Consider the following 24303-nt stretch of genomic DNA (forward strand, 5'->3'; position numbering starts at 1 on the left):
GGAATTCAGCAACAATTGGTAGCCCGCAGCGAAGCGACATGCGGGACCTGTGCAAAGACCCGGATGTCGCTACGCTCATCCGGGCTACGTGTCCTCACAACGGCAAATTGTCGTGCTTCTTCGCCGGCATTTCCGTCTTCTTGTCCTTCAGCATCGCCAGCGCCCGGGCGATGCGCTTGCGGGTCGAATGCGGCATGATGACGTCGTCGATGTAGCCGCGCTCGGCCGCGATGAACGGCGACAGGAAACGGTCTTCGTATTCCTTGGTGCGCGCCGCGATCTTGTCGGGGTCGCCGATGTCGCTGCGGAAGATGATCTCGACCGCGCCCTTGGCACCCATCACCGCGATCTGGGCGGTCGGCCAGGCGTAGTTCATGTCGGCGCCGATCTCCTTTGAGGCCATGACGTCGAAGGCGCCGCCATAGGCCTTGCGGGTGATGATGGTGACGAGCGGCACGGTGCACTGCGAATAGGCGAACAGCAGCTTGGCGCCGTGCTTGATCAGGCCGCCATATTCCTGCGCGGTGCCCGGCAGGAAGCCCGGCACGTCGACGAAGGTGACGATCGGGATGTTGAAGGCGTCGCAGAAGCGGACGAAGCGCGCCGCCTTGCGCGAGGCGTCGCTGTCGAGCACGCCGGCCAGCACCATCGGCTGGTTGGCGACGAAGCCGACGGTGCGCCCCGCGATGCGGCCGAAGCCGGTGACGATGTTCTTGGCGAAGGCGTCCGCGATCTCGAAGAAATCGCCCTCGTCAACGACCTTCAGGATCAGTTCCTTCATGTCGTAGGGCTTGTTCGGATTGTCGGGGATCAGCGTATCCAGGGACATGTCGACCCGGCCGATGTCGTCGAAGCTCGGCCATTCCGGCACGCCGTCGGTGTTGTTGGACGGCAGGAAGTCGATCAGGCGCCGCATCTGCAGCAGCGTCTCGACGTCGTTCTCGAACGCGCCGTCAGCGATCGAGGAGCGCGTGGCGTGCACCGAGGCGCCGCCGAGCTCTTCGGCGGTGACGACCTCGTTGGTGACGGTCTTCACGACATCAGGACCGGTGACGAACATGTAGCTGGTGTTCTTCACCATGAAGATGAAGTCGGTCATCGCGGGCGAATAGACGTCACCGCCGGCGCAGGGGCCCATGATGACGGAGATCTGCGGGATCACGCCCGAGGCGAGCACGTTGCGGCGGAACACGTAGGAATAGCCTGCAAGCGCGGCGACGCCTTCCTGGATGCGGGCGCCGCCAGCATCATAGAGGCCAATGATGGGCGCCCGCGCCTTCATCGCCATATCCTGCAGCTTTGTGATTTTCAGCGCGTGCGTCTCCGAGAGCGACCCGCCGAACACCGTAAAATCCTTGGCGAAGACGAAGGTCTTGCGGCCGTTGACGGTGCCCCACCCCGTGACCACGCCGTCGCCGGGGATCTTGTTCTTCTCCATGCCGAACTCGGTGGAGCGGTGCTCGACGAACATGTCGAACTCCTCGAACGATCCCTTGTCGAGCAGCAGCTCGATGCGTTCGCGCGCCGTCAGCTTGCCGCGGGCGTGCTGCGCTTCGATGCGCTTCTCCCCGCCGCCGAGCTTTGCGCCGGCACGACGATCTTCAAGGGCGTCCAGGATGTGTTTCATTTGCTCCCGCCAGTTCTTAACTAAGCCACACTTGCCGGGGGTTCTAACACGGCATTTTGCGACCCGGGAAGCCGCTTTCGGGACCGCAGGGCTGCCTTGCCGCAGCGTGAAAGCGCAAGGAATTTCAAAGTTTTGCCTGGGAGACGAAGATGGACGACCGAGCGACCGAAACAGGAGCTGCGACAGGCGGCGTCAATATCCTGCTTCGCCTGGAGGGCCTGACCCTGTTCGCAGGCATGGTGATGCTCTACGCGGCCTGGGGCGGCTCGTGGCTGGTGTTCGCCCTGCTCTTCTTCGTCCCGGATTTGAGCTTCCTGGCATACCTGTCCGACGCCCGGTTCGGCGCGATGATCTACAACGCCGCCCACAGCTACATGCTGCCGGTGACGCTGCTGACGCTGGGCTTCGGCCTCGCCTCGCCGCTCACCCTGTCCATCGCCTTGATCTGGCTCGCCCATATCGGCATCGACCGGGCGCTCGGCTATGGGTTGAAATATTCGGCAGGATTCGGCTTCACCCATCTCGGCCGGATCGGCCGGCAGAAGGGCGCCTGATCCCCGCGCGCTGCCCAAATTAGGTGACCCGGCCCGGTTGACCGGGCAAGCCGATTCAGGCTTGCTCCTGGCTCGCGATCAGGCGCCGAATGTTGCGTGAGCTCAGTCGGTACGGCGGTGGTCATTGGCTCAAGCATCACGCAATCATCTCAGATGTCCGCGACGGTCGTCCCCCTGCCGCCGAAGCCGTCGTCCGAAACCATCGACTTCCTGCGGCGCATGGCCAGCATGGTGTCGGGGCGGAACGGCGAGATGCTGCTGCGTGCAGCAAGCCTGATCGAGTCGCTGGCGCAACGGGCGATGTCGGCCGAGCGGCTCTATCACGAGCAACAGATCGAAAGCACGCGCAGCGCAGAGCTCCGAAAGGCCGCCGAGCTGGCCTCCGACGCCATGGCCGGCCAGATCGCGGCGCTGCGGACGCAGCTCGCCGAGGTCACCGCAGCGGCCGCGGCCGAGCGGGCCGCCTTCGATACCGAGCGCGGCAAGGTGCTCATGCTCATGCAGGATGCCGAAAGCCATATCGGCAAGCTGACAACCGAGCTCGATACGCTGCGCGCCTCCGTCGACAGTTTCAACGAGACCGTGGTCTCCGTGCCGATCGAGGTGCTGCGGCTGGCGCGGACGCAGTTTGATTATCTGTCGAACGGTTTTGCGAGACGCGGCGACGTGGTCTCGCAGGCGATGAGCGAGATCGGCGGCTTTGCGATCGACCAGACGCTGACGCCGAAGAAGACGGCCGATCCTGCTTGAAAAGGACGCGCGCCAAATTGACAGCGCGCGCACCGGTTGTTCTACTGCCCAAAAATCAAATGGAGGATCCAATGCCGACGATAGTCCGCGTCGCCGCGACGGTTGTTGCGCTGTGCGCTTCGTCACTGCTCCCCGGCATCGAGGCCAACGCGCAATCCCTCCCCAAGGAAGTCGCCACGCGCGCCGAGATCTATCCGATCCCTTCGCTCACCCTCTCCGATCAGCAATTCCTCAGCGGCGATGCGGCGGCCGGCAAGCCGGTGACAGTGGCGGGCGAACTCCGCGTGGCCCAGGGCACCGGCAAGCTTCCCGTGGTGGTGTTGATGCACGGCTCCAGCGGCGTCGGCGCCACCACCGAAGCCTGGGTCCACGCGTTCAATGCCATGGGCATCTCGACTTTCGTGATCGACGGCTTCACCGGCCGCGGGCTAACAGTGGTGGGGCCGAACCAGGCCCTGCTCGGCCGGCTCAATCTGATCGTCGACATCTACCGCTCGCTTGAAATCCTGGCGAAGCATCCCCGCGTCGACCCCGACCGCATCGTGCTGATGGGCTTTTCGCGCGGCGGACAGGCGACGCTCTATGCGAGCCTCGACCGCTTTAACAAGCTCTGGAACAGGTCCGGCATCCAGTTCGCGGCTTACATTCCCTTCTATCCGGACTGCTCGACGACCTACGTTGGCGATAGCGAGGTCACCGCGCGCCCGATCCGCATCTTCCACGGCACGCCCGACGACTACAATCCGGTGAAGAGCTGCAAGGCCTTCGTCGATCGGCTCAAGACTGCCGGGCGCGACGTGGTGCTGACCGAATACCCCGACAGCGCGCACGGATTCGACAGCGGCCTGCTCGGCGCCAACACGGTCGCCGTCTCTGCCAATGCGCAAACGGTGCGCAACTGCAGCATCAAGGAAGGCGACGGCGGCGTGCTGATGAACGGCGATACCAAAGCGCCGTTCTCGTACAAGGACAGCTGCGTCGAGCTCAACCCGCATGTCGGCGGCAATCCGAAGACGGCCGCTGAAGCGCGCAAGGCCGTCGAGGAGTTTTTGCAGGCGCTGTTCAAGCCGGGATAGGCTGGCGCGGCATACTCCGTCATTGCGAGCGCAGCGAAGCAATCCAGAGGAAAGATTCTGGATTGCTTCGTCGCAAGAGCTCCTCGCAATGACGAGCCTTACGGCTCGCCCGGCTTGAACGGCTCCTGCTTGTCCGGCGGCACCGTCTCCTCCGCCATCGCGAGCAACATGGCGACCATCACGTAATTGCCGGCGACTGCGGTGAGGTCGACGATCTGCTGGTCGTTGAAGACCTTTTTCGCCCGCGCATAGGTCTCGTCGGTGACCTTCTTGGCCGTGGTGAGCTCGGTGACGAAGTCGTAGACGACGGCCTCGTCCTCGGCCATCTTCGACGGCCGCTTGTTGGCCTTCAGCTCCGCGATGATGTCGGCTGACAGGCCCGCCTTGGCCGCCAGCGGCGCATGCGCAAACCATTCCACTTGCGAACGCCACTGTCGCCCGATGATCAGGATCGCGAACTCGTTGAGCTTGACCGGGACCGACGTCTCCCAGCGCAGATAATGGAACAGGTCGAACAGGCGCTGGCCGAGCACGGGGCTGCGGATCATCGGATTGTAGGGCCCGCCGATGCCGACGCTCGACACCTTCATGATCTGCTCGCCGAGCGGCTTCTGCTTGGCGTCGAGCTGATCCATGGTGAGCTGCGGAAAGCGCGGCTCCTTGCTGGTGGCGGACCCGGCGAACATCGTGGCGGCGAGCCAGCCGCCCGCGGCGGCAAGCGTAAGCGACGACAGCCAGAGCGGCGTTGAGTTCATTGCTATCCTCCCGATTCTTCTTTGGCGGGAGGATGCTAGTGCAGCGGCACCGGCGCGATAGCGCTAGATCGCGCCGATCTCGGCAAGGCAGGCCTGCGTCAACGGCATGCGCTCGCTGACGAGGCGCGACTCCTTGCAATCCATGTTGAGCGCGAACACGGTGTGCGCCTCGCCCTTCTCCGCCCAGCCCACCATCCAGCCGAGCGACGGCTCGCCGCGCTCGGCGCCCAGCAGGCCCGACTTGGCGCGGATGACGCTCTCGCCGACCTTGGTCACGGGCAGGATGTCGCAGACGAGATCCTGGCTGCGCTTGGAGATCGGCAGCGCGCGGCGACGCAGCCGGTCGACGAAGTCGATCTGCTCGATCGGATCGATGCGCAAATTCCCGGTGAGCCAGAACTGGTCGATGCCGCCGCCGATGTCGCGGTTGCCGTAGTCGAACTCGTCGACAAATTTTTGCATCCGCTCCTGGCCGATGCGGCGCGCGATCTCCTGATAGACCGGCACCGCGCTGACCGCGATCGCGCTGCGCAGCGTGTGATCCTTGTTCCAGGCCTCGATCGGGCGCTTCACGCCGTCCCACGGAAACACGTCCTTGTCGGGATCGGTGACCACGCCGGTCTCCAGCGCGATCAGCGAGTTCGGGATCTTGAAGGTCGAGGCCGGCAGCTTCCCCTCGCCCGAGCGCTCCTTGTCGGAGGCGACGATCAGATAGTCCTCGACCTTGTAGCCGACGAAGGTGCCTGACGTGCCGAGGTCGGTGAAGCGCTTGGCAAGGCTGTCGCGAATCTCGTTGCGCGGCGGCGCGACGTGAGCGAGCGCGCGTGACGGCACGATCGCAGCTGCGGCGAGAAGACCGAGGGTGGAACGGCGGGTGAGCAAGCGTGATGTCCGTTGAACAGTGAAAGCGACGCGACCATGCCGCCGCTACGTGGTGAAACGATGACAGGCTGTCTTGGGCATGAACTCTTCGGGAGACCGCGGCGCGCTTTGCGCTAACGCGGCCGCTCGGGTCCGGATCATGCTCTACCGCCCCCGGCCCGACAGCCGCAGCACGAACACCAGCACTTCGGCAACAGCCTTGTAGAGGTCGGGCGGAATCTCCTCTCCGAGCTCGACCTTGGAGAGGGCGCCGGCCAAAAGCTCGTTCTTCTCGATCGGGATGTCGTTGGCCTTGGCGATCTCGACGATCTTTTCGCCGATCGTGCCCTTGCCCTTGGCGACGACGACCGGGGCGCCGGAGCCCTTCTCGTAGTGGAGGGCGATCGCGAGCTTGGATGGGTCGCTCATGTGGCGCGATCCAGGAAGTGGCCGGCGCGGGCCGGTGCCGGCTGCGGCGGCGTGCCGTCGCGCACGATGATGTCACCGGGCTTGAGCTCGGCCCTCGTCAGAGCCTGATTGAGCTCGCCGATTCCGGCGCGAAGCTGCTGCGCGGTCGCCGGCCGCTCCGCCCACATCCGCACGAAGGTCTTGTCACCGTTCAGCGTGATCAAGGCATGCACGGGGCCGGCCGGCTCGACATTGAGCGAGAAGCGCGCGCGCCAGGCCCGCGTGGCGGGATCGGCAGCCTCGTTGCCGCCGTCGCGCGAGATCTCGAACTGCGCCATCGCGGTGCCCTGCGGGGTCGCGAAGGGAATCTCGAAATTCCATTGCGACACCGCCGGGTCGATGCGGTGGCCGGAGGCATCCGTGCGATCGGGAAGCGAGGCGACCTGGAGCAGGGTCTGCCGCGCAATCGCGGCATCGGTGTCGTCGAGCAGGCGGTGCACCGTGGCTGCAAGTGGCGTATCCGGCGCGAGCGATGGCGAGGCGATGGCCTGCGACGCCGGCAATGCACCGCGGAACGGCGGCGGCGTGCTCGCCTGGCTGGCCGCCTCGAAGACGTGACCATCAGGCACGGCCTTGTTGGACCCGGGCACGTTGCCCAGCATGCGCGGCAGGTTTTGTGTCATCTCCTGCAAGAGGCTGGCGGCAAGGCCCGCGGTCATGGTCCGCGGCAATGCGGCCTGCGAAGCTCCGGCGGCGGCATCTGCCACGACGGCGGCCGCCTGGGTGGCGCTACGCGGCATTTGCTGCGGTTGCGCGATCTCAGCTTCTGTTGACGGACCAGCGGCCGGCACGGCCCCGCCTGTTGGCGGAGCCGGTGCGGCTGTCCCCGGGGCGCTGGCCGGAAGCGCAGCGCCTTGCGCCCGGGGCGCGGCGGTCTCGAGCGTAGCCAGGGTCTGCCGCAGGACCAGCAGCGCCGCTTTCAAATCTGGCGTGGTGCCCGGGGACGACGGCGTCGTGCCGGCGGCCAGCGAAGCCTCGAGGAACAGGCCGGATTTCTGGAAGGCAGTCTCGATATCGCCGCCATCGAGCCCGGCGTTGAGCGGCGTCTGCTGCGCCAGCACGTCGAGCACGGCCTGCTTCAATCCGGCCGGCAGATCGCCGCCGGTGACGACCGCGGCGAGATTGGCAAACAGCGGCGCCTGGCTGCCCTGCCTGGTCACGGCCTCGGCGGAGGCCCTTGTGACGGCAACCTGCTCCGATTGCGTCAACGCATTGCGCGCGACGCTCGCCGACGGCGCCAGCGACGGGCTCTCCACCAGCGAGGCCGCGCGGGCCGTCAACGTAACCTGATCGGGAGTTGCCTCGCCTGCCCCGCCCATAACCGCGAGCCGGATGGTGCCGTCGTTCTTCGACACCGCGAGCTGGAGATTTTGCCCCGGCGTGAGCGCCACCTCCGACATCACGTCCATCGCGAGGTTGGCGATCGCGATCCGCACCAGATTGTCGGCGAGCACGCTGACGACTTTTGCATCCACGACGCTGCCGGCCTGCAACGCAAGATCGGGCGTCGTCGCATCAGCGACAGGGCTGGCGGCATTGACCGGAAGGATCGAATTGATCGGCGTCGGCATCTTGGAGGGCCCAGGGAATGCTGGCTCCACCCTAGGGCCGCCGTCGTAAACCTCTCGTTAAGGACCTTTGGCCGCGGGCGGCTTTACTGCCGCCAGAACCGTCACGGCGGCCTCGAAATCCCGCGCGCGGTTGGCACGACGGCTCGCTGCCTCCTCGTCCACGCCCCATTGGTCGATGTTCCAGTCCTCGTCGACATGGGCCGCGGCCCAGACCTGGCCGGCGTCCCGCACGCCATGGGCGAGGGCCAGCGCGAGCAGCGCCGAGCCGGTCAGGGTTGTGACCATATGGAGCGCCGCCACCGACCAGGCATCCCCGGGCAGCGCGGCGCGTGCGGTCCTGACCGCCTCGACCGGCTGCTTCACATGCATGACACCCTCGGACAGGATGAAATGCGCGCCCAGCGTCTCCGCGGCCCAGAACAGCACGGGGTCCCAATGCGCGGCCTCGCGTGCAACCAGCCCTTCGGGGTGACCGGCGCGATAGAACAGGAGGTCGGTCTCGAAATATTTCGCGAGGTCGTCGCTGACGAGCTCGACGCGGTCGATCACGCCCTCGACGACGCTGTTGGCGATCCGCGTCAGGGGCATGGTCAGGGGATCGATCGTCTCGCCTTGCGCTGCCCATTCGGCGGCGACCGTATCGGCGAGCGCGCGCGCGGGGATCACCACCTGGCGTCCAGAGGGCGTGCGGATCGGCCTGCCGTCGAGGGTGATCGCGAAGCCGCCCTCGGCATCAGCGACGCGGGCCTCCTTGTAGAAGCGCTTGCGCAGCGGTGTGCGCGCGGACGCGCGCGCCGATTCCCGGGGATCCGGCGGAGGCTGCCCCGCGGCTTCTTCGAATAGTTCGCGCATATCGGCTTCTCGATCCCTGTCGTCAGTCAAATTACCTGTATCGTCATGGCTTCGCCAGGACGGCGATGAGTGCTGCTAATTCGCGCAACTGCGCGCATAAGTTCCGCGATCCGCCGGGCCCAGTCCTGCGGCTGCGGCATCGTCGAGGCACTTCGAGACGCGATCGCTGAACGAATTGCGCGGGAGCGGTTGGTAGTTGTAGCGCGGCGGCGCGTCGAATTGCGGAATCTTGGGTACCTCGATCTTCGGCGGCGGTGGCGGCGCAGGCAGCGGTGGAGCCAGCCGCGAGGCGTCCGGCAGCACATATTGCGCGTGGGTGGCCTGCCCCACGAACAGAGTGGAGAACAACACAAGACAGACCGAGAGCCGCGTCATGGAGGATATGTCGTGCGTCCGCCGCCCCCATTCAACCGGCTATTCCTCCGGCGCGTTCTCGATCGGATCGAATCTGGCCGCATCGAGACCGAGCAGGTTCCACGATTGCTGCATGTGCGGCGGCAGCGGCGCGGTGGCGTCGATCACGCCGCCACGCGGATGCGGGATGACGATCCGGCGCGCCAGGAGATGCAACCGGTTCTGCAGGCCGCCCGGCAGTGCCCAATTCTCGATGTTGAAATATTTGGGATCGCCGATGATGGGATGGCCGATATGGGCCATGTGGGCGCGCAACTGGTGGGTGCGTCCCGTCACCGGCTTCAGCGACACCCAGGTCAGCTTGTTGCCGGCGGTCTCGACCACCGCGTAGTAGGTCACGGCGTGGCTGGCGCCCTCGTCACCGTGCTGGGCGATGCGCATGATGGTGTCGTCCTCGCTCTCCTCCTTCGCAAGGAAGGTCGAGATGCGGCCTTGCTTGGGCTTCGGCAGGCCCGGCACCAATGCCCAATAGACCTTGCGCGCCGACCGCGAACGGAACGCGCCCGTCAGATGCGAGGCGGCAAAGCGCGTCTTCGCGATCAGGAGGCAGCCGGACGTTTCCCGGTCGATGCGGTGCACGAGGCGCGGCTTCTGGCCCTTGGAATCGCGCATCACCTCCAGCATCTGGTCGACGTGACGCGTCATGCCCGAGCCGCCCTGCACGGCAAGGCCGGCGGGCTTGTTCAGGACGAGGACGTCGTCGTCCTCCCAAATCGTCATCTCCTTGAGCGCCTTGAGCGTCTTCTGCGCGGCCTCCGACAACTCGCCGACGACCTTTGGCGCATCGAGCTTGAGCGGCGGAATGCGGACGCTTTGCCCCTCTTCCAGCCGGTCCTTGCTGTCGACGCGCTTGCCGTCGACACGCAGCTCGCCTTTGCGCACGACGCGCTGGATGTGGGAGAACGACAGACCGGGAAAGCGCGCTTCGAGGAAGCGATCGACCCGCATGTTGTTCTCGTCGGCCGTCACCGTGACGGTCTGCACCTTGGTCGGCAGCAGTGCCTCGACGGGCTTTTCGAGCGCGGCCCCTTCCCGCTCAGCCCTGGGCGCGCGCCGCTCGGCGTGCTCGCCCGCCAAGCGCGGTGGCTTCCCACCCGGCTTGCCGCCGGGCCGCGGTCCAGATTTCTTGGCGCTACGGGCCTTGAACGGGCGCGCCTCCTTGCGCTCGTCGCGCGAACGGGGCTTTGGATCGGTTCTTTTGATGCGGCGGCTCATGGCTGCCTGCGTATCCTAAAAGCCGGCTGCCGTCACGGCGAAATGGCCGCTTCTAGCCCGCCCCGCCCCGCTCCTTCCGCAGCTTGGCCCAATACTCCAATCGCTTCCGGATCTCGCGCTCGAACCCCCTCTCCGGCGGGTCGTAGAAGGTCTGGCGGCCCAGCGCTTCCGGGAAGTAGTCCTGGCCGGAGAAGGCGTCCGGCGCATCGTGGTCGTATGCGTAGCCGGAGCCGTAGCCTTCCGACTTCATCAGCTTGGTCGGGGAATTGAGGATGTGTTTTGGCGGCAGCAAGGAGCCGGCCTGTTTTGCCACCTGCATCGCGGTACCGAAGGCGGTGTAGACCGCGTTCGATTTCGGCGCGGTGGCGAGATAGACCACGGCTTGGGCGATGGCGAGCTCGCCCTCGGGATGGCCGAGGAAGTCGAAGGCATCCTTGGCGGCATTGGCGATGACGAGCGCCTGCGGATCGGCAAGCCCGATGTCCTCGACCGCCATGCGCACGACGCGGCGCGCCAGGAACAGCGGATCCTCGCCGGCGTCCAGCATGCGCGCGAGATAATACAGCGCAGCATCCGGATCGGAGCCACGCACCGATTTATGCAGCGCCGAGATCAGATTGTAATGGCCGTCGGCGGATTTGTCGTAGATCGGCGCGCGGCGCTGCAGGATCTCCTGCAACTGCGCGGCATTGAAGATCTCGTCCGCCCGCGCAGAACGCCAAACCTCTTCGGCGAGCGTCAGCGAGGCGCGGCCGTCGCCGTCGGCCATGCGCACCAGCACCGCGCGCGCTTCCGCGTCGAGCGGCAGCTTCTTGCCCTCGACGGCTTCTGCATGCACGAACAGCTTCTCGATCGCGGCGGCATCGAGCGAGCGAAACACCAGCACGCGCGCGCGGGACAGGAGCGCCGCGTTGAGCTCGAAGGACGGGTTCTCGGTGGTGGCGCCAACCATGACGACGGTGCCGTCCTCCATCACGGGCAGAAACGAATCCTGCTGGGCGCGGTTGAAGCGATGCACCTCGTCGACGAAGAGCAGCGTGCCCTTGCCCATCTCGCGGCGGGCGCGCGCGGCATCGAAGGCCTTCTTCAGGTCGGCGACGCCGGAGAACACCGCGGAGATCTGCTCGAAATGCAGATCGGTCGCATCCGCCAGCAACCGTGCCGCCGTGGTCTTGCCGGTGCCCGGCGGGCCCCAGAATACCAGCGACCCCAGCGTGCGCGTTTCCAGCATGCGCGTCAGCGCACCGTCCGGGCCGAGGATGTGATCCTGACCGACCACTTCCGACAGCGCGCGCGGGCGCAGCCGGTCCGGCAGCGGATGTGGGGCCTCGTGGTCGAGCCCCGCCGCGGCGAAGAGTGTCGGCGTCTCCTGTGGTCGCTTCGGGCTCATCCGCCCAGCGTGACGTTGATCTGCTGGCCGCCGCGCACCAGCGTGATGCGCCAGATCCGCGGCCGTTCGCCTGCGGCCTTCTCGAGGTCGCCGGTCTTGCCGATCTTCTGGTTGTTGACGGCGAGGATGATGTCGCCCTTCTGGAAGCCGACATTCGCGGCCGCGCTATCGCCGCCGACATCGGTGATCACGACGCCTTCGGTGTCGGCGTCCAGACGCAGCTCGTCGGCGACCGCCGGCGTGATGGTCGAGACCTTCGCACCCTGGAACGGCGAGCGCGCAGTGACGACGAGCTCGTTGCGGCCGGTGTCGGGCGCGGTCTCCAGCACCACCGTCAGCTTGACCGGCTTGCCGGCGCGCTGCACGTCGATCTGCGCGGTGCCGCCGAGCGGCCGCGTCGCGAAGCGGTAGTCGAAGGCGTTGGGATCGTCGACGGTCTGGCCGTCGATTCCGGTGATGAGGTCGGAGGATTTCAGGCCGGCCTTCGCCGCCGGGCCGTTCGACACCACGCTTGCGACCAGCGCACCGGTCGGCGATCGCAGGCCGAGGCTCTCGGCGATCTCGGGCGTCACCGCCTGCAATTTCGCTCCGAGCCACGGCCGCTTCACGGCCTTGCCGCCGCTCTTGGCGGAGGCAACGACGACGCGCACCATATTGGCGGGAATCGCAAAGCCGATGCCTTGCGAGCCGCCGGAGCGCGAATAGATCGCGGTGTTGATGCCGGCGAGCCTGCCGGCCATGTCGACCAGGGCGCCGCCGGAATTGCCGGGATTGATCGCCGCGTCGGTCTGAATGAAGAACTGGTAGTCGGTGATGCCGACCTGCGTGCGCGCGAGCGCCGAGATGATGCCGTGGGTCACGGTCTGGCCGACGCCGAAGGGATTGCCGATCGCGAGCACGACGTCGCCGACCAAGAGTTCGTCGGAGTTGGTGAAATCGAGGGTCGGGAATTTCTCCTTGGTGTCCTTCAGGCGGAGCACGGCGAGATCGGTGCGGGAATCCTTCAGCAGGATCTCGGCTTCGAACTCGCGCTTATCCGACAGCGACACCTTCACCTGGTCCGCGCCCTCGATGACATGCACGTTGGTGACGACGAGGCCGGAGGCATCGACGATGACGCCGGAGCCGAGCGAGCGCTGCATCTGCTCCGGCTGCTGGCCCGGCACGCCGAAGAAGCGGCGGAAGATCGGGTCGTCCAGCAGCGGATTGCGGTTCTGCACCACCTTGGCGGCATAGACGTTGACGACCGCCGGCTGCACCCGCTGCACGATCGGCGCATAGGACAGCCGCAGCTCGGCCGCCGACGCCGGGACGCGGCGGTCCTGCGCGACGGACGGGCTGAAGTGTCCTGAAGACACTATGCACAGGGCCGTGATGACGGCAGCACGGATCGATCGAAACATTCCTACCCTCTTGGAAAAGACGCCGGAATATAGGCGCGTTCGCCCGCCAATAGAAGGCCGCCAGGACGCCTTATTCGACCTCTTTCAGGTGTGTCCGACATGCAAGGCCAGCGTGCGAAATGGCAAATTGCCATGACGACCGATTGGCATGATGCGCGTCATCCAGCATTGTGGTGGGAAGCGGATTCGGTTGCGGCGAATTGGCATCAGTGGGAACCGCGCAACCGGGCCGCAGCGTCGCGGGGCAGTCATCGATCACACCTAGGCTCCGCGGGCGACTTGGGGAAGTTCGTCAAACGATGGAGTCATGACGTGAGCAGAACAAGACTTGCAGCCACGGCGATTGGTCTCGCCGGTGCGCTGGCGGCCTCGCAGGCCCAGGCCCAATCGGCAAGCAGCAGCGAGCAGGAGATCGCGCTGCTGAAGCAGCAGCTGAAGCTGCTCGAACAGAAGCTCGACAAGCTCCAGAGCCAGACCGCGGCGAATACGGCGGCCACGGCGAAAGCCAAGGCCGAAGCAAAGGCTGAGGCCAAGGCCGAGGCGCGCTCGGAGGCAAAGGCGGTGGTTGCCAACGCCAATGCGGCGATCCCCGTCAAGGGACCGGCGCCGGCCTCCGGCGTCGTCGTGACGATGCCGAACAACCGGCCGACCATCTGCACCGCAGACCAGGCCAACTGCGTCGCGATCACCAGCCGCCTGCATTGGGATGTCGGCGGCTACGACTATCGTCCCAACACCGCGGCGACGGTGCCGCAGAAGCTCGACAGCGGCCAGAACGTCCGCCGCGCGCGAATCGGCGTCACCGGCAAGTTCTTCCACGACTGGAACTTCGCGCTGGTCTACGATTTCGGCGGCTCGTCCGACGGATTTGGCGGCGCCGCACCGGGATCGCTTCCGGGTGGCGGCGTCTCCGGCGTCGAGAACGCCTATATCAGCTATACCGGCCTGAAGCCGTTCGGCGGGCGGATGGCAGTCGAAGCAGGCATCATGGACCTGCCCTACACCCTGGACGAGGCCACAAGCTCCAACGATATCCTGTTCATGGAGCGCGCCTCCCCCGGCGTGGTCGCGACCAACATCGCCGCCGGCGACTTCCGCTCCGCAGCCGGTGCGCGCTGGTTCAACGACCAGCTCTGGATCGGCGGCTATGTCACGGGACCATCGAGCGGTGCGATCCACTCCGCCTCGAGCGCAGCGCCTCCGGGCACCAGCGAACAATATGGCGCCGTGGCACGCGTGGCCGGCAATCCGATCAGCACCAAGGACTACACGGTGCATATCGGCGCCAATGCGCAATGGCTGATCCAGCCGCCGCGCAATCTGATCGCCAATACCCAGACGGTCACGCTCAGCGATCGTCCGGAACTGCGTCTCGACCCGACCACGCTGATCTCCACCGGCGCCATCGCCAATGTCTCGGGCGCGCAGGTCTACAGCGTCGAGGCGGCGGCGACCTACGGCCCGTTGATCGTCCAGGGCGAGTACTTCTGGTACAATGTCGATCGCACGGCCAACACCAGCGTGCCGCTGGTCGGCGCGCCGAGCCTGAAATTCCAGGGCGGCTACGCGCAGGCCGGCTATGTGTTGACGGGCGAAGGCCGATCCTACAATGCGGCAAACGCGGCCTATAGCGGCGTCAAGCCAGCGCATCCGTTCTCGCTCGACGGCGGCGGCTGGGGCGCGTGGGAAATCGCGGGGCGGTTCTCGACGATCGACCTCAACGACCAGCTCGCAACCGCCAACGGCGTCGCCGGCGGACGACAGACGGTCTACACGCTGGCGCTCAACTGGTACGTCAACGGCAATGTCCGCTTCATGCTCGACTATTTGCACGGAACGGTGTCACGGCAGGCCTCGCCGATCTCGACCGCCAACGTCGGCTCGAAGTTCGACGCCGTCGCGATGCGCACGCAGTTTGCGTTCTGACGCTGGTTCGTCGTCCCGGGGCGCGCGACAGCGCGAACCCGGGACCCATCACCACAGGCGGACGTGGTTGCGATGACTAGGAGTTGCTAGCTCGCACCACACCTCTCCCTGGGGTTATGGGTCCCTGCGTCCGCAGGACGACACCCGAAAATGCGGCGCTGCTTCTCTCCAAATCACGCCGCGCGCTTCTTCTTTGCGACCACCGGCGGCGGCGCAGAGGACAGCCGCTGCTGATGGCTCTCGCCCCAGGCCTTCAGGATATCAATCACCGGCTTGAGGCTCTCGCCGAGCTCGGAGAGGCAATATTCCACCCGCGGCGGCACCTCGGCATAGACCTTGCGGATGACGAGCTTGTCCTCCTCCAGCGCGCGAAGCTGCTTTGTCAGCATGCGTTGGGTGATGCCGGGCATCCGGCGGCGCAATTCGCCGAAGCGCTGGGTGCCGCTCTGCAGGTGGTAGAGGATCACGCCCTTCCACTTGCCGTCGATCAGATCCAGCGTCGCCTCGACCGAGCAGCCCGGGCGCCGGGTAAAATCTCGCCGTTTCATGCCTGTTTTCCCAATAGTATCCAAACAGGGACTATATCCCCGAAATTACAGTACTTGCCAAATCGGGGCTAGAGCGACAGTTAGGACGGCGGGCGAACAAAGCCATCTGATGGAGACACGCCATGAAGGCCGTCGGCTACAAGAAATCGCTTCCGATCGAGGACGCGAATTCACTGATCGATTTCGAGACCGCAACACCAGAGCCGAAGGGACGCGACATCCGCGTCGCCGTGAAGGCGATCTCGGCCAATCCCGTCGATTACAAGGTGCGCAAGCGCGCCGCCCCGCCCGAGGGCGAGACGAAGATCCTCGGCTATGACGCGGCCGGCGTGGTCGACGCCGTCGGCCCCGACGTGACGCTGTTCAAGCCGGGGGATGAAGTGTTCTACGCAGGTTCTATCCTGCGCCAGGGCACCAACTCGGAATACCATCTGGTCGACGAGCGCATCGTCGGCAACAAGCCGAGAACCCTGTCGTTCGCGCAAGCCGCCGCGCTTCCCCTCACCTCGATCACGGCCTGGGAATTGCTGTTCGACCGTCTCGGCGCAGTGCCTGGCAAGAGCGTCGATCCACGCACGCTGCTCATCACGGGTGGTGCCGGTGGCGTCGGTTCGATCCTGATCCAGCTCGCGCGTCGTCTCACCGGGCTGACCGTCCTCGCCACCGCGACACGGCCGGAGTCGCAAAAATGGTGCCTCGATCTCGGCGCGCATGCGGTGATCGACCACGGCAAGCCCATGAAGGAGCAGATCGAGACATTGAAGCTGCCGCCGGTCGCGCTGGTGGCGAGCCTCACCTTCACAGACCAGCACTACAAATCGATCGCCGAGTTCATGGCGCCGCAGGGCCGGTACGGCCTGATCGACGATCCTCCGGAGTTCACCATGAGCACGTTCAAGGGCAAGGCGATCTCGGTGCACTGGGAATCGATGTTCACGCGGTCCTCGTTCCAGACGCCCGACATGATCGCGCAGCATCATCTGCTCAACGACGTCGCCGACCTCATCGACAAGGGCGTGCTGCGCACCACGCTCGATCAGACTTTTGGGACAATCAATGCGGCCAACCTCAAGCGCGCGCATGCGCTGCTCGAGAGCGGCAAGTCTCGCGGCAAGATCGTGCTGGAGGGATGGTAAAGGCTTCGTAGGGTGGGCAAAGGCGTACTTGCGCCGAGCCCACCCTCCTCCCGACACGCACGCAGTGGTGGGCGCGCTTTTGCCCACCTACGGCTGTTACGTTCAAGCCGCGCCTTCGACAAACAGCAGTCGCCGCTCCAGCGCGCCGGCGCGGATCTTCAATGCCTCGGCATATTCCGCCGAAGCGTACCATTCCTTCAGCGTCGCCATCGACGGGAACTCGACGACGACGATGGCCATCGCCGGAAGGTTGCCTTCCGCGAGCTCAGCCTTGCCGCCGCGGACGAGATAGCGCCCGCCATACTGCGCGATCGTCTTCGCGGCCAGCGCGCGATAGGCTTCGAATCCATCGAGATCGCGCATCTCGACTTCAGAAATCACATACGCGGTCATGCGCGGCGCCTCTTCGTTTTGACCATGATCTTTTCGGAAAACGCATCACACTTTTCCGGATCATGCTCTAGGCAATCGTGTTGACGATGCCGCCCTCGGCCCGTAGCGCCGCACCGTTGGTGGCAGACGCCTCCTTCGATGCGACGTAGATCACCATGTTCGCGATCTCGTCGACACTCGCAAAACGCTGGATCAGCGAGCTCGGGCGATGCTGCTTGACGAAATTGGCGGCGGCCTCGTCCACCGACTGGCCGTTCTGCCTGGCGAGATCCTTCACGAAGGTCTCGACGCCCTCCGACATGGTCGGGCCCGGCAGCACGGAATTGACGGTCACGCCGGTGCCGCTGGTCAGCTGCGCGAGGCCGCGCGCGACCGAGAGCTGGGCCGTCTTGGTCATGCCGTAATGGACCATCTCGACAGGAATGTTGAGCCCGGACTCCGAGGAGATGAAGACGATGCGGCCCCAATTGCGCTTGAGCATTCCCTTCATGTAGGCGCGCGACAGCCGGACGCCGCTCATCACATTGACCTCGAAGAACCGGCTCCAGTCCTCGTCGGGAATCTCGAAAAAGTCCTTCGGCTCGAAGATGCCGGCATTGTTGATGAGGATGTCGACCTCGGGAAGCGCCGCCACGAGCGCCTTGCAGCCTTCCGCCGTCGAGACGTCGGCGGCGATGCCGCGGACCTTGGCGCCCGTCCCTTCCAGCTTGCGGACGGCGGCATCGACCTTGTCCCGGCCGCGGCCATTGATCACGACGCTGGCGCCGGAGGCGGCGAGGCCCTTCGCGATGGCGTGGCCGATGCCGGCGGTAGAACCGGTCACCAGCGCGGTTTTTCCGGACAGGTCGATGTTCATGCGATGTCTCCATGGATGGCGATTGAAGATATCGGGAGCGGCCCGTGACGCTGCAATCGCCCTCACTCACGCGTGAGAAGGCAAAATCGCCGGTTGGATCAGCACTGCGGCACGAAGCGCAATCGGCCGTCCCTGGCCACCTACCCCGAAACAAAAACGGCGCCCAAGGGCGCCGTCTTCAATCCGTATCTGCCGGGTGGCTTACGCCGCCTCGGCTTCCGTCTCCTGCACCGGACCGGAGTCCTGGCCCTTGGCATCGACGTCGCGATCGACGAATTCGATCACGGCCATCGCGGCGTTGTCGCCGTAGCGGAAGCCGGCCTTGATGATGCGGGTGTAGCCGCCCTGGCGATCCTTGTAGCGGGTCGCGAGCACGTCGAACAGCTTCTTGACCTGGTCCTTGTCGCGCATCTCGGAGATGGCCTGGCGGCGCATGGAGAGGCCGCCCTTCTTGCCGAGGGTGACGAGCTTCTCCACGATCGGGCGAAGCTCCTTGGCCTTGGGCAGCGTGGTGACGATCTGCTCGTGCTTGATCAGCGCGGCCGCCATGTTGGCGAACATCGCGCGGCGATGCTCGGCCGTGCGGTTGAGTTTCCGATGAACCTTGCCGTGACGCATGTGTGTAGTCCTTACTTAAACTGCCGCGACGGTTCGTCGGACATGTTGCTCAGGTGGGCTGCCTGCGTTCGCCCGCGAAAGCGCGAATGCGCTTTCGCTTTCTTGTTTGAGCATGATCACTGTCGGAAAACCGCTTCGCACTTTTCCGGGATCATGCTGCCGCTCAGTAATGATCCTCGAAGCGCTTGGCGAGCTCGTCAATGTTCTCCGGCGGCCAGCCCGGCACTTCCATGCCGAGATGCAGACCCATCTGGGCCAGCACTTCCTTGATCTCGTTCAGCGACTTGCGGCCGAAGTTCGGAGTGCGGAGCATTTCGGCTTCGCTCTTCTGAACGAGGTCGCCGATGTAGACGATGTTGTCGTTCTTCAGGCAGTTGGCCGAACGCACCGACAGCTCGAGCTCGTCCACCTTCTTGAGGAAGGCCGGGTTGAAGGCGAGGTCCGGGATGATCTCCTGGGCGACTTCCTTGCGCGGCTCTTCGAAGTTGACGAACACGTTGAGCTGATCCTGCAGGATGCGAGCGGCGTAAGCCACCGAGTCATCCGGCGAGATCGCGCCGTTGGTCTCGATCGTCATGGTCAGCTTGTCGTAGTCGAGGATCTGGCCCTCGCGGGTGTTCTCGACCTTGTAGGAGACCTTGCGAACCGGCGAGTACAGGCTGTCGACCGGGATCAGGCCGATCGGCGCGTCCTCGGGACGGTTGCGCTCGGCGGGCACGTAGCCCTTGCCGGTCGAGACAGTGAATTCCATGCGGATCTCGGCGCCCTCGTCGAGCGTGCAGATCTGCAGGTCGGGGTTGAGCACCACGACGTCGCCAACGGTCTGGATGTCGCCGGCGGTGACGACGCCCGGGCCCTGCTTCTTCACGACCATGCGCTTGGGGCCTTCGCCCTGCATCTTGATCGAGATGTCCTTGATGTTGAGCACGATGTCGGTGACGTCCTCACGGACGCCCGCGATCGAGGAGAACTCGTGCAGCACGCCGTCGATGTGAACCGACTGCACCGCCGCTCCCTGGAGCGAGGAGAGCAGGATGCGGCGCAGCGCGTTGCCGAGGGTTTGGCCGAAGCCGCGCTCGAGCGGCTCGGCGACGATGGTCGCGAATCGGTTCGAATCGCTGCCGGCCGTGACCTGGAGCTTGTTCGGTCGAATCAGTTCTTGCCAATTTTTCTGGATCGTCACTGTTTCACCCATACAGGCCAGTCAATTTGAAAACTCAAATACTGGCGTTGGAGAAAGGCCGCAGAGCATTCCCGCGGCTTCGCAAAAAACATCGCGGGCGCCGATGCGCCCGCAACTTCGTATCAAACGCGACGACGCTTGCGCGGACGGCAACCGTTGTGCGGGATCGTGGTCACGTCACGGATCGAGGTGACGGTGAAGCCTGCGGCCTGGAGCGCGCGGAGCGCCGACTCACGGCCCGAACCCGGACCGGCGACTTCGACTTCCAGCGTGCGCATGCCGTGCTCCTGCGCCTTCTTCGAGACGTCTTCCGCGGCAACCTGCGCGGCATACGGGGTCGACTTGCGCGAGCCCTTGAAGCCCATCGTGCCCGCGGAGGACCAGGCAATCGTGTTGCCCTGCGCGTCGGTGATGGTGATCGTCGTGTTGTTGAACGACGAGTTCACGTGCGCGACGCCCGAGGCGATGTTCTTGCGCTCACGACGACGAACGCGGGTGGCTTCCTTGCCCATAGAGTACCTTTCCTGGAGATCTCAAACGCCGCCGTAATGCCAGCGGCTACACCTGTGGAACGAAAGGCGCGCGGCGAACGGGTCATCCCCTGTTCGCCGCACGCCGCGACTGAATTCGAAACTTACTTCTTCTTGCCGGCGATGGCCTTGGCCGGGCCCTTGCGCGTACGCGCATTGGTGTGGGTGCGCTGGCCACGTACCGGCAGACCGCGACGATGACGCAGGCCGCGATAGCAGCCGAGGTCCATCAGACGCTTGATGTTGATACCGACCTCGCGGCGCAGGTCGCCCTCGACGAGATAGTCGCGGTCGATCACTTCGCGGATCTGGAGCACTTCGGCGTCGCTGAGCTGATTGACGCGACGATCCTGGGGGATCTTCACCTTCTCGATGATGTCACCGGCGATCTTCGGGCCGATGCCATGGATGTACTGGAGCGCGATCAGCACGCGCTTGTTGGTGGGAATGTTCACGCCGGCAATACGGGCCACGGCCTTTTCTCCTGTCGCCGATCCTCGTCAGGACCGGGCTTTAAGTGCTTGCTTTCTCGGGCAGGTGTTCACAAACGCGAACACGACGCCCACCCCCGGTCTTCCTGGGGCCCGGCATCGTCTGAAACTATCCGACTTGGATGCGAGGCTTATTAGGGGATTCCGGGGGCTTTCGTCAACCGCTGCTAGCGTTTGGCTCGCTTTTTCGTGACCTTTTTTGCGGCCTTTTTGGCACCCTTTTTGACGGCCTTCTTGGCGGTCTTTTTGGCGGTCTTTTTGGCCGCCTTCTTGACCGTCTTCTTGGTCGCCTTCTTGGCGCCCTTCACGGCCTTCTTGTCGGCCTTTTTCGCCGATTTGGCGGCTTTTTTGGCCGTTTTGGCCGACTTTTTGGCCTTCTTGGCCGTCTTGGCCTTCCTGGTCGGCGCCGCCTTGGCCGCGCTGCGAGCATGGGTCTTGGGCTCGACCGCCCCCAGCGCCAGCAGCTGGCGGTGGATGGCGCGGGTAACCTCGTCGATGGCCATCATGCCGTCGATGGTGGAGAGCTTCCGCCGCTCGGAATAGTAGTGAATCAGCGGTTCCGTCTGGCTGCGGTAGCTGGCTAGCCGCTTGGTCAGGACCTCCGGGGTGTCGTCGACCCGGACCTCCTCCCCGCGCTCGCGCATCTGGGCGACGCGGGTCTCGACGCGGTTCAAGAGCGCGCTCTCGTTGACGCGGAGCTCGATCACGGCGTCGAGCTTGAGATGCTTGTGCCTCAGCAGATCATCCAGCGCCTCGGCCTGCGGCACGGTGCGCGGGAAACCGTCGAGGATGAAACCGCCCCTGGCGTCCGGCAGGTCGATCCGGTCGGAGATGATTCCGACCACCACCTCGTCGGGCACGAGACCGCCGCTGGCCATGATCTCCTTGGCCTTCAGCCCGACCGGCGTTCCAGCTGCAACGGCAGCGCGCAGCATCTCACCGGTCGAGAGCTGCACGATGCCGTAGCGCTGCACCAAGAGCTGCGCCTGGGTCCCCTTGCCCGACCCCGGCGGTCCCAGAAGTATAATTCTCATCGGCGTACGCCCCCCGGATTGGTGAGCGATACGTCGCGCACCTGTGCTTTGATATCAAGAGCGGTGCAGACCACAACCATCGCCGCACCGCCATTGACGACCATACTATAAGGCAGACCGATCCCGTAAAGCTCGAACACCCCCGGAATCAACTGCAATGCCGTCAGGTAGACGGCTCCGACGACTGTCGTCAATGACACGACGCGATCGAGATAGTCGGCCGTCGCGCCCCCCTGCGCGACGCCGGCAATGGTGCCGTCATGCTGAGCCAGCGATTTGGCCGTGTGCTCGGGATCGACGACATAGGCCGTGTAGATGAAAGCCAGCACGAACACGGCGAGCGACACGAGGATGACCTGCACCGGCTGTCCTGTCTGCAGATGTTGATAGGCCGCGGCCACAAGGGGTTGATCAGCGCCCAGGATGAGGCCTGCAAAGGCGAGCGGCAGAACGAATATCCACGGCGCCACGGTGGCCGGAATCAGGAACCCGGCGCTGTTGAGCTTGATTGGCAGCACGGCACCACGCGCCGGCAGTTGCCGCCTGCCAACCCAGCGCGCGCCGAATTCGACGTGAATATTCCGGCGGGCTCCTTCGACAAGCACGATCACGGCCACGGTCACAATCCAGAACACCGCATGGCCGAGCACGAGATGGCCCGAGATTTCCCCGCTGTGTACGAGACCGACGATGCCGGCGACGTCGCGCGGGATGGTGACGAGAAAGCCGGCGCTCAGGATGACGGCCAAGCCGTTGCCGATGCCATAGCGGGTGATCTGTTCGCTCAACCACACCAGCACAAAGACGCCACCGACCATCGAAGCCGTCGCCGTCACCACGAACCAACCGTCGGGATTCCTGACGAGGCCCGGAATGGTCGTCAAGGTCGAGGCGATGCCGAAGGCCTGAAAGGCAGCAAGTGCCAAGGTAATTCCGAGCGTGGCCCGCGCGATCTTGCGTCGACCTCGCTCGCCCGAACGCTCGAGCGAATTCAACCCGCGCCACACCACAGACAGGAGCCGGACGAAAATCGCTGCGGTGAGATAGGGAATGAGGCCGAGCGCAAAAAGCGAAAGCCGACTGATGAAGTCGAGCACCGGCGAGTAGCTCGAGAGATTCAGTCCCGCGACCGGGATCTGCGTGCCGAGCCTGAAAAGGAGCAGCGCGCCAATCGTGAAAGCGATTCGGCGCGCAAGCTCCCTACTCATCTACGGCGGCCGCGCAGCTTCGACTTCCGGATCAGGCCTTCATACTGATGGGCCAGCAGATAGCCCTGCACCTGCGCCACCGTGTCCATGGTGACGCTGACGACGATCAGCAGCGAAGTGCCGCCGAAGTAGAACGGCACCGAGGCGTAGGAGATCAGGATCTCCGGGATCAAGCAGACGATCGCGAGATAGATGGCGCCGAGCACCGTGATGCGCGACAGCACGTAATCGATGTATTCCGCCGTGCGCTCGCCGGGACGGATGCCCGGAATGAAGCCTCCGTGCTTCTTCAGATTGTCCGCGGTCTCGGTCGGGTTGAACACGATCGCGGTGTAGAAGAAGGCGAAGAACACGATCAGCGCCAGATACATGAACAGGAACAGCGGACGGCCGTGGCCGAGCTGGGTGGTGATCCACTGGAACCATTCCGGGCCGCTGCCCGCGTTGAAGTTCGCAACCGTGGCCGGCAGCAGCAGCAGCGAGGACGCGAAGATCGGCGGGATCACGCCCGAGGTGTTGAGCTTGAGCGGCAGATGCGAAGACTGGCCCTCGAACATCTTGTTGCCGACCTGGCGCTTCGGATACTGGATCAGCAGGCGGCGCTGCGCACGCTCCATGAACACGATGAAGGCGATCACGGCGACGGCCATGATGATGACGACCAGAATCAGGCCGGTCGACATCGCGCCCTGACGGCCGAGCTCGAGCATGTTGGCGAGTGCTGCGGGCAGCTCGGCGACGATGCCGGCGAGAATGATCAGCGAGATGCCGTTGCCGATGCCGCGCGAGGTGATCTGCTCGCCCAGCCACATCAGGAACATGGTGCCGCCGGTCAGCGTGATCGCCGTCGACAGGCGGAAGAACATGCCGGGGTCGCTGACGACGTTGCCGGCGCCCTCGAGGCCCACGGCAATGCCATAGGACTGGAACGCGGCCAGAATCACCGTCAGATAGCGGGTGTACTGGTTCAGCGTCTTGCGGCCGGCCTCGCCTTCCTTCTTCAGCGCCTCGAGCTGCGGCGAGACGGTGGTCAGGAGCTGGATGATGATCGAGGCCGAGATGTACGGCATGATGTTCAGCGCGAAGATCGCCATGCGGTGGATGCCGCCGCCGGCGAACATGTTGAACATGCCGAGGATGCCGCCCGCCTGGGACTTAAACACCTGCTCCCAGATGTTAGGATCGATGCCGGGCAGCGGGATGTAGGTCCCGAGCCGATAAACGAGCAGCGCACCCAGAGTGAACCAGATGCGCTTCTTCAGTTCGTCGGCCTTGGCGAACGCACCGAAATTGAGATTGGCTGCCAGTTGTTCCGCTGCAGAGACCATCTTGGACTTTCTCCCGCCGCCTGTTGCGCCGTCATGCCCGCGGCCGGGCTACTTTAGCGGACGCCGGACATTATCTGGGGCTCGGCTTCGATAAGTCCACGTCCCGCATGCGTAAA

Annotated in this window: 25 protein-coding genes; 5 read left to right on the forward strand and 20 right to left on the reverse strand. The window is 64.9% G+C overall.

Annotation, left to right across the window (positions count from 1 at the left end; all coding sequences use genetic code 11):
- Positions 1-94: 94 nt before the first annotated feature.
- Positions 95-1627: an acyl-CoA carboxylase subunit beta gene (locus tag HAP40_RS23580; protein ID WP_166815472.1), complete on the reverse strand. Its 1533-nt coding sequence runs from the start codon at positions 1625-1627 to the stop codon at positions 95-97.
- Positions 1628-1776: 149 nt separating this feature from the next.
- Here HAP40_RS23580 and HAP40_RS23585 point away from each other — a divergent pair, with 149 nt between their 5' ends.
- The 3 genes from HAP40_RS23585 to HAP40_RS23595 all read left to right on the forward strand — a co-directional run bounded on the left by HAP40_RS23585 (position 1777) and on the right by HAP40_RS23595 (position 4007).
- Positions 1777-2181, forward strand: coding sequence for a DUF4260 domain-containing protein (locus HAP40_RS23585; RefSeq protein WP_166815471.1), 405 nt, complete (start codon positions 1777-1779; stop codon positions 2179-2181).
- A gap of 153 nt (positions 2182-2334) precedes the next feature.
- Entirely contained in the window at positions 2335-2931 is a 597-nt protein-coding gene (locus tag HAP40_RS23590; RefSeq protein WP_166815470.1) for a hypothetical protein, read from the forward strand.
- Between the two features lie 71 nt (positions 2932-3002).
- Entirely contained in the window at positions 3003-4007 is a 1005-nt protein-coding gene (locus HAP40_RS23595; protein ID WP_166815469.1) for a dienelactone hydrolase family protein, read from the forward strand.
- A 98-nt stretch (positions 4008-4105) separates the two neighbouring features.
- Here HAP40_RS23595 and HAP40_RS23600 read toward each other — a convergent pair whose 3' ends face one another.
- The 9 genes from HAP40_RS23600 to HAP40_RS23640 form a co-directional block, all read right to left on the reverse strand.
- Positions 4106-4762 carry a carboxymuconolactone decarboxylase family protein gene (locus HAP40_RS23600; protein ID WP_166815468.1) on the reverse strand — a complete coding sequence of 219 codons (657 nt, stop codon included), beginning with the start codon at positions 4760-4762 and terminating at the stop codon, positions 4106-4108.
- A gap of 63 nt (positions 4763-4825) precedes the next feature.
- On the reverse strand, positions 4826-5644 hold the full coding sequence (gene blaOXA / locus HAP40_RS23605; protein ID WP_166815467.1) for a class D beta-lactamase: 819 nt from the start codon (positions 5642-5644) through the stop codon (positions 4826-4828).
- A 144-nt stretch (positions 5645-5788) separates the two neighbouring features.
- Positions 5789-6052 carry an EscU/YscU/HrcU family type III secretion system export apparatus switch protein gene (locus HAP40_RS23610; RefSeq protein ID WP_166815466.1) on the reverse strand — a complete coding sequence of 88 codons (264 nt, stop codon included), beginning with the start codon at positions 6050-6052 and terminating at the stop codon, positions 5789-5791.
- Entirely contained in the window at positions 6049-7662 is a 1614-nt protein-coding gene (locus HAP40_RS23615; RefSeq protein WP_166815465.1) for a flagellar hook-length control protein FliK, read from the reverse strand. Before HAP40_RS23615 ends, HAP40_RS23610 begins: the two co-directional genes overlap by 4 nt.
- A 57-nt stretch (positions 7663-7719) precedes the next feature.
- Complete coding sequence (locus tag HAP40_RS23620; protein ID WP_166815464.1) at positions 7720-8514, reverse strand: ATP12 family chaperone protein; 795 nt, start codon at positions 8512-8514, stop codon at positions 7720-7722.
- A 75-nt stretch (positions 8515-8589) separates the two neighbouring features.
- On the reverse strand, positions 8590-8889 hold the full coding sequence (locus HAP40_RS23625; protein ID WP_166815463.1) for a hypothetical protein: 300 nt from the start codon (positions 8887-8889) through the stop codon (positions 8590-8592).
- Positions 8890-8928: 39 nt separating this feature from the next.
- Positions 8929-10143 carry an RluA family pseudouridine synthase gene (locus tag HAP40_RS23630; protein ID WP_166815462.1) on the reverse strand — a complete coding sequence of 405 codons (1215 nt, stop codon included), beginning with the start codon at positions 10141-10143 and terminating at the stop codon, positions 8929-8931.
- A gap of 52 nt (positions 10144-10195) precedes the next feature.
- Positions 10196-11533: a replication-associated recombination protein A gene (locus HAP40_RS23635; RefSeq protein ID WP_166815461.1), complete on the reverse strand. Its 1338-nt coding sequence runs from the start codon at positions 11531-11533 to the stop codon at positions 10196-10198.
- Complete coding sequence (locus tag HAP40_RS23640) at positions 11530-12936, reverse strand: DegQ family serine endoprotease (protein WP_166815460.1); 1407 nt, start codon at positions 12934-12936, stop codon at positions 11530-11532. The genes HAP40_RS23635 and HAP40_RS23640 overlap by 4 nt, the downstream gene beginning before the upstream one ends.
- A gap of 312 nt (positions 12937-13248) precedes the next feature.
- Between HAP40_RS23640 and HAP40_RS23645 the strand changes: the two genes are divergently transcribed.
- Entirely contained in the window at positions 13249-14862 is a 1614-nt protein-coding gene (locus HAP40_RS23645) for an OprO/OprP family phosphate-selective porin (protein WP_166815459.1), read from the forward strand.
- Between the two features lie 173 nt (positions 14863-15035).
- Here HAP40_RS23645 and HAP40_RS23650 read toward each other — a convergent pair whose 3' ends face one another.
- Complete coding sequence (locus HAP40_RS23650) at positions 15036-15410, reverse strand: winged helix-turn-helix transcriptional regulator (RefSeq protein WP_166815458.1); 375 nt, start codon at positions 15408-15410, stop codon at positions 15036-15038.
- A gap of 122 nt (positions 15411-15532) precedes the next feature.
- On the opposite strand from HAP40_RS23650, the gene HAP40_RS23655 reads away from it, so the two are divergent.
- On the forward strand, positions 15533-16546 hold the full coding sequence (locus HAP40_RS23655) for a zinc-binding alcohol dehydrogenase family protein (protein ID WP_166815457.1): 1014 nt from the start codon (positions 15533-15535) through the stop codon (positions 16544-16546).
- Positions 16547-16648: 102 nt separating this feature from the next.
- Here the strand turns inward: HAP40_RS23655 and HAP40_RS23660 are convergent, their stop codons facing one another.
- The 9 genes from HAP40_RS23660 to secY all read right to left on the reverse strand — a co-directional run bounded on the left by HAP40_RS23660 (position 16649) and on the right by secY (position 24187).
- The gene (locus tag HAP40_RS23660) at positions 16649-16939 is read right to left on the reverse strand and encodes a DUF1330 domain-containing protein (protein WP_166815456.1); all 291 of its coding nucleotides are present in this window, start codon (positions 16937-16939) and stop codon (positions 16649-16651) included.
- A 67-nt stretch (positions 16940-17006) separates the two neighbouring features.
- The gene (locus tag HAP40_RS23665) at positions 17007-17795 is read right to left on the reverse strand and encodes an SDR family NAD(P)-dependent oxidoreductase (RefSeq protein ID WP_166815455.1); all 789 of its coding nucleotides are present in this window, start codon (positions 17793-17795) and stop codon (positions 17007-17009) included.
- Positions 17796-17996: 201 nt separating this feature from the next.
- Positions 17997-18413, reverse strand: a complete 417-nt coding sequence (rplQ, locus tag HAP40_RS23670; RefSeq protein ID WP_166815454.1) for a 50S ribosomal protein L17 — start codon at positions 18411-18413, stop codon at positions 17997-17999.
- Positions 18414-18576: 163 nt separating this feature from the next.
- Positions 18577-19608 carry a DNA-directed RNA polymerase subunit alpha gene (locus HAP40_RS23675; protein ID WP_166815453.1) on the reverse strand — a complete coding sequence of 344 codons (1032 nt, stop codon included), beginning with the start codon at positions 19606-19608 and terminating at the stop codon, positions 18577-18579.
- 110 nt (positions 19609-19718) lie between these two features.
- Positions 19719-20108, reverse strand: a complete 390-nt coding sequence (gene rpsK, locus HAP40_RS23680) for a 30S ribosomal protein S11 (RefSeq protein WP_007603045.1) — start codon at positions 20106-20108, stop codon at positions 19719-19721.
- A 122-nt stretch (positions 20109-20230) separates the two neighbouring features.
- Complete coding sequence (rpsM, locus tag HAP40_RS23685; protein ID WP_166815452.1) at positions 20231-20599, reverse strand: 30S ribosomal protein S13; 369 nt, start codon at positions 20597-20599, stop codon at positions 20231-20233.
- A 185-nt stretch (positions 20600-20784) separates the two neighbouring features.
- Positions 20785-21651, reverse strand: a complete 867-nt coding sequence (locus tag HAP40_RS23690) for an adenylate kinase (RefSeq protein WP_166815451.1) — start codon at positions 21649-21651, stop codon at positions 20785-20787.
- Positions 21648-22859 carry a preprotein translocase subunit SecY gene (locus HAP40_RS23695; protein WP_166815450.1) on the reverse strand — a complete coding sequence of 404 codons (1212 nt, stop codon included), beginning with the start codon at positions 22857-22859 and terminating at the stop codon, positions 21648-21650. Before HAP40_RS23695 ends, HAP40_RS23690 begins: the two co-directional genes overlap by 4 nt.
- Positions 22856-24187, reverse strand: coding sequence for a preprotein translocase subunit SecY (gene secY / locus HAP40_RS23700; protein ID WP_166815449.1), 1332 nt, complete (start codon positions 24185-24187; stop codon positions 22856-22858). The genes HAP40_RS23695 and secY overlap by 4 nt, the downstream gene beginning before the upstream one ends.
- Positions 24188-24303 lie beyond the last annotated feature (116 nt).

This window comes from Bradyrhizobium sp. 1(2017) (genome assembly GCF_011602485.2).
Lineage (GTDB): Bacteria > Pseudomonadota > Alphaproteobacteria > Rhizobiales > Xanthobacteraceae > Bradyrhizobium.

Bases quoted from the DNA above. Each gene is read 5' to 3' on its own strand.
- HAP40_RS23595 (WP_166815469.1), top strand. From the start codon at position 3,003: ATGCCGACGATAGTCCGCGTCGCCGCGACGGTTGTTGCGCTGTGCGCT.
- HAP40_RS23675 (WP_166815453.1), bottom strand. From the start codon at position 19,608: ATGGGTGAAACAGTGACGATCCAGAAAAATTGGCAAGAACTGATTCGA.
- HAP40_RS23615 (WP_166815465.1), bottom strand. From the start codon at position 7,662: ATGCCGACGCCGATCAATTCGATCCTTCCGGTCAATGCCGCCAGCCCT.
- HAP40_RS23580 (WP_166815472.1), bottom strand. From the start codon at position 1,627: ATGAAACACATCCTGGACGCCCTTGAAGATCGTCGTGCCGGCGCAAAG.
- HAP40_RS23590 (WP_166815470.1), top strand. From the start codon at position 2,335: ATGTCCGCGACGGTCGTCCCCCTGCCGCCGAAGCCGTCGTCCGAAACC.
- HAP40_RS23660 (WP_166815456.1), bottom strand. From the start codon at position 16,939: ATGACCGCGTATGTGATTTCTGAAGTCGAGATGCGCGATCTCGATGGA.
- HAP40_RS23650 (WP_166815458.1), bottom strand. From the start codon at position 15,410: ATGAAACGGCGAGATTTTACCCGGCGCCCGGGCTGCTCGGTCGAGGCG.
- HAP40_RS23690 (WP_166815451.1), bottom strand. From the start codon at position 21,651: ATGAGAATTATACTTCTGGGACCGCCGGGGTCGGGCAAGGGGACCCAG.
- secY (WP_166815449.1), bottom strand. From the start codon at position 24,187: ATGGTCTCTGCAGCGGAACAACTGGCAGCCAATCTCAATTTCGGTGCG.
- HAP40_RS23620 (WP_166815464.1), bottom strand. From the start codon at position 8,514: ATGCGCGAACTATTCGAAGAAGCCGCGGGGCAGCCTCCGCCGGATCCC.
- HAP40_RS23665 (WP_166815455.1), bottom strand. From the start codon at position 17,795: ATGAACATCGACCTGTCCGGAAAAACCGCGCTGGTGACCGGTTCTACC.
- rplQ (WP_166815454.1), bottom strand. From the start codon at position 18,413: ATGCGTCACGGCAAGGTTCATCGGAAACTCAACCGCACGGCCGAGCAT.
- HAP40_RS23585 (WP_166815471.1), top strand. From the start codon at position 1,777: ATGGACGACCGAGCGACCGAAACAGGAGCTGCGACAGGCGGCGTCAAT.
- HAP40_RS23655 (WP_166815457.1), top strand. From the start codon at position 15,533: ATGAAGGCCGTCGGCTACAAGAAATCGCTTCCGATCGAGGACGCGAAT.
- HAP40_RS23630 (WP_166815462.1), bottom strand. From the start codon at position 10,143: ATGAGCCGCCGCATCAAAAGAACCGATCCAAAGCCCCGTTCGCGCGAC.
- HAP40_RS23695 (WP_166815450.1), bottom strand. From the start codon at position 22,859: ATGAGTAGGGAGCTTGCGCGCCGAATCGCTTTCACGATTGGCGCGCTG.
- rpsK (WP_007603045.1), bottom strand. From the start codon at position 20,108: ATGGGCAAGGAAGCCACCCGCGTTCGTCGTCGTGAGCGCAAGAACATC.
- HAP40_RS23635 (WP_166815461.1), bottom strand. From the start codon at position 11,533: ATGAGCCCGAAGCGACCACAGGAGACGCCGACACTCTTCGCCGCGGCG.
- HAP40_RS23600 (WP_166815468.1), bottom strand. From the start codon at position 4,762: ATGAACTCAACGCCGCTCTGGCTGTCGTCGCTTACGCTTGCCGCCGCG.
- HAP40_RS23610 (WP_166815466.1), bottom strand. From the start codon at position 6,052: ATGAGCGACCCATCCAAGCTCGCGATCGCCCTCCACTACGAGAAGGGC.
- HAP40_RS23625 (WP_166815463.1), bottom strand. From the start codon at position 8,889: ATGACGCGGCTCTCGGTCTGTCTTGTGTTGTTCTCCACTCTGTTCGTG.
- HAP40_RS23640 (WP_166815460.1), bottom strand. From the start codon at position 12,936: ATGTTTCGATCGATCCGTGCTGCCGTCATCACGGCCCTGTGCATAGTG.